This is a genomic window from Robinsoniella sp., assembly GCF_034124845.1.
Map to the genome: position 1 here is coordinate 1 of NZ_JAWYAJ010000518.1, position 3,273 is coordinate 3,273.

General features: G+C 43.0%; 5 protein-coding genes. 4 read left to right on the forward strand and 1 reads right to left on the reverse strand.

Going from position 1 to position 3,273, the window contains the following annotated elements; all coding sequences use genetic code 11:
- The coding region (locus ACH2DQ_RS25660) for a DUF6783 domain-containing protein (protein WP_395028631.1) at positions 1-67 on the forward strand (67 nt) is incomplete at its 5' end.
- A gap of 282 nt (positions 68-349) precedes the next feature.
- Here ACH2DQ_RS25660 and ACH2DQ_RS25665 read toward each other — a convergent pair.
- Complete coding sequence (locus ACH2DQ_RS25665) at positions 350-1,006, reverse strand: CatA-like O-acetyltransferase (protein WP_394912544.1); 657 nt, start codon at positions 1,004-1,006, stop codon at positions 350-352.
- 244 nt (positions 1,007-1,250) lie between these two features.
- Between ACH2DQ_RS25665 and ACH2DQ_RS25670 the strand changes: the two genes are divergently transcribed.
- The 3 genes from ACH2DQ_RS25670 to ACH2DQ_RS25680 form a co-directional block, all read left to right on the forward strand.
- Positions 1,251-1,382, forward strand: a complete 132-nt coding sequence (locus ACH2DQ_RS25670) for a hypothetical protein (RefSeq protein ID WP_394912545.1) — start codon at positions 1,251-1,253, stop codon at positions 1,380-1,382.
- Positions 1,383-1,580: 198 nt separating this feature from the next.
- A complete protein-coding gene (locus ACH2DQ_RS25675; RefSeq protein WP_394912546.1) occupies positions 1,581-2,405 on the forward strand; it encodes a transketolase in 825 nt (274 codons plus the stop codon).
- Positions 2,406-2,419: 14 nt separating this feature from the next.
- Positions 2,420-3,273: transketolase family protein (locus tag ACH2DQ_RS25680; protein ID WP_395028630.1), on the forward strand; the 854-nt coding region annotated here is incomplete at its 3' end.

Genomic DNA, 3,273 nt, shown 5'->3' on the forward strand with positions numbered 1-3,273 from the left:
ATCTCCCACAAACTGTGACGCACAGCTGACAGAAATGAATTTTAAAACACGCTCAATGCCCGCTTAGTATCCGATGGGAGCCAGTCGAATACTATCCGCCAAAAAACACTCCGGTAAGGTAAGTAAATGCACAGATCTGCTATACGCCTTCCAAACCCCTCTCCTGGTCCGCCCCCTTCTCTTTCCGAGATAGCATTCGTTGATACAAAGCTGGTTTTCTCAGCAGGTTGGAACCCTGGGGGTGTGGCTGGCTGTTCTTTATTGGATGCAGCGCAGTATGTTTTGGCTGTTTATGCGTAAAAGGAGATGGAAGTTTACTTTTTTTGCTGGAATGAAAGGCGGAGCTCATTTATAGCCACTCATGGGGAGTATCCATGGTTTGCTGCAATTCCTCAAAAAACTCTTTTAAGTGGTATCCATCTGTTGTTGCGTGGTGAACGGTAACAGATAAGGGCATCATGATTTTTCCATCAGAACGTTCTGTAAAGCCACCCGCTTCAAAGCTTGGAACATAGTAATTCTTTATTCCATGATTGTGAATGGAAAAGCTTTCAAATGTAAACCAGGGAATACAGGATATTACATAAGCATTAGGCGGCGGAGCACCTTTGGAAGAGAGGATTCCATGGCTTCCCCCATGCTGGGTTGTATCGGCAAGGTATTGTCTGTAAAATACTTCAAAATTATCATGGTATTCTGTCCATAAAAGGGATGTTGTCTTATCGTCTTCATGAAATTGCGGGTAAGTGGGGGTGAGAGAGTCCCAGTGTCCCAATATATTGTCTTGCAGGGAAACACGCAGCTCTGGTTGTTTTGAAATTGCTTTGGTCACGGAATAAAGGTAGGCCGGAAAAAATTTATACCCCCGATCTTTCAGTATTTTTCTAAGTATTGTTACATCTATATTGACGTTGACGGTATAGCTGGTTGGCGCCATCTGCGTATAGTAGTAAAAAGCCTGTGCCATAGGCCATGTCTCCATATTGATTGGTTGAAAATTACCCATAATTTCTCCTTTTTCTGAATGCATTAACAAGTCTGAGTTTGTCGTAAATCCTTGTCTATTTTCTAGGTTTTTGGACTTCTGGTTTCTGTTTAACTGTTTTCTCTAAATCTAAGCATATCTTTCTATCCCCACAATAGCAATAAACGCTCCGTAGAGTTTATGATTCTTGCCCTTTTTAGGAAATTTTTATGTTGAAGTTAACTGCCGAAGCAGTTAAGAATTATTAATGGGAAAGTATGCTTATATGGAACCCAAGGCGGGTGAATGGGCTTATGACTCTTTTGATAAGACCGGGATTTCACTTACACAGGCTGCCCAGGCGATTCCCCTGCAATTTAAAATAGTTCTGGAGGATGAAAGAGAATCGGTAGCGTAGAGTTCAATTATCCCTCGTCTCCGTCCCGTATAAAAATTATCAACAAATTTTTAAATCAAAAATTATATATAATAAACAAAAAAAATTAAAATAAACCAATTCTATTGACAAAATTGCTAGAGGAGAGTAATATTCTACTCATCACCTGTAATACAACTGACATATAACAACATACAAAACAATAAAGGAGGAAAAGGAATGGTTTATGACAAGAAGTTGATTGAAGAGCTTCAGATGAAAGCAAAGCAAATCAGGAAAGATGTAGTAGTCAGCATCGGCGTAGGGGTTGCCGGACATATCGGAGGATCTAATTCTTCCGCTGATCTCGTAACTGCTTTATATTTTTACAAAATGAAGCATGACCCGGCGAATCCGAAAATGGAGGATCGGGACCGGTTTTTGTTAAGTAAGGGTCATGTGGCGATCCTGCAGTATGCAGCCTTGTCGGAAGCGGGTTATTTCCCGGTTGCCGATTTGAAGACAACGAAAGAAATCGGTTCTTACCTGCAGGGGCATCCGGATGTATTGAAGACGCCCGGGATTGAAGCCGGAACCGGTTCTCTGGGACAGGGGCTGTCGATCGGGCTTGGAATGGCACTGGGGATGAAGCTGGATGGGATTGACCGGAAAGTATATGTGCTCTGCGGTGACGGTGAGATGGCAGAAGGCCAGATTTGGGAAGCGGCAATGGCGGCAAGTGCATATAAGGCAGATAATCTCGTTGCCATTCTGGACAGAAACGGGCTGCAGGCTAACGGCAAAATTGTGGACCGGATGGATTCCAATCCTATAATCGAGAAATGGGAGGGCTTTGGATGGAATGTGATTGAAATTGATGGTCACAACATGGAAGAGATCTTAAGTGCTCTGGACGAAGCAGATACGGTAAAGGGAAGACCGACCATGATTGTTGCCAATACGGTAAAGGGCAAGGGCGTAAGCTTCGCAGAAAATGTAGTGGGATTCCACAATGGAATGCTGACGGAAGAAAATTATAAACAGGCTATCGCAGAATTATCATAAAGGAGGCAGAGAGAATGAGCTATACAAATCAGAGAATCGCTTATGGCAAAACCTTGGTGGAGCTTGGAAAAGAAAACGAAAATATTGTTGTGCTGGACGCCGATCTGGGTGGTTCTACAATGGGTAAGCTGTTTGAAGAAGCGTATCCCAACAGACATTTTGAAATGGGTATAGCAGAAGCGAACATGACATCGGTTGCAGCAGGGCTTGCCCAAACGGGGAAAATTCCATTTACAAATTCCTTTGCTGTATTTTCCGGAGGAAGGGCATTTGATCAGATCCGTCAGACAATCGCTATTGGAAAATTAAATGTGAAAATATGCGGTTCTTCTTCAGGAATGTCTGACTTTGGAGATGGGGCGACCCATCAGTGTGTGGAAGATATGGCAATTTTCCGGGCGGTGCCTAACATGACGGTAATCTGTCCTGCAGATGCCAATGAAACCGTGGAAGCGGTAAAGGCAATTACAGAATACAATGGTCCCTGTTATATTCGGCTCAATCGAAATGATTATGAAAATGTAACACCGGAGGGCAAAAAATTCGAAATCGGAATGCCGTCAGTTTTAAAAGAAGGAAAAGATATCGTAGTATTTGCTACCGGAATCATGGCAGGGCTTGCGTTGAAAGCGGCAGAAGAGCTGGAAGGAAAAGTGTCTATAAAAGTTGTGAATGTCAGTACCATAAAACCATTGAACCGGGAAGCGGTTATTCAGCTTGTTAAGGATGCAAAAGCAGTCGTAACAGCAGAAGAACATAATATAGCCGGAGGCATGGGATCTGCAATTGCAGAGGCGATCTGCAAAGAATGCAAACCAATTGAGTTTGTAGGGATTAATGATACATTTGGCTGCAGCGCACATAATTA